Source organism: Alcaligenes sp. 13f (assembly GCF_020496585.1).
Classification (GTDB): domain Bacteria; phylum Pseudomonadota; class Gammaproteobacteria; order Burkholderiales; family Burkholderiaceae_B; genus Alcaligenes; species Alcaligenes phenolicus.
This window is the reverse complement of record NZ_JAHKKC010000084.1, coordinates 1-241: the sequence shown is the minus strand read 5'-3', so window position 1 is coordinate 241 and position 241 is coordinate 1. Positions and strand designations below refer to the sequence as shown.

General features: G+C 61.4%; 1 protein-coding gene. It reads right to left on the bottom strand.

Going from position 1 to position 241, the window contains the following annotated elements:
* On the bottom strand, window positions 1-241 hold a 241-nt coding region (locus KOE80_RS20245), incomplete at both ends, for a hypothetical protein (RefSeq protein WP_226349864.1).

The following is a 241-nucleotide window of genomic DNA, read 5'->3' as shown; positions in this document are numbered from 1 at the left end:
CTCGCGGCACTCGCACCCGTAATGTCCACGCCGTTGATCGTCACCGTGGCAATGCCCGCTTCCGCAGACACGCTCACCGTGCCATCGACCGTCTCACCGGTGTTCTCCACCACGCTGTTGTGGCCCTTAGAGACATCTCCATCACCATCTTCCGGCGTCACCACCGGAGGACCATCCGTCTGACCATTGATCGTGATCGTCAGCGTCGCTTCGCTCGTATCTCCATCGGCGTCCGTGATCG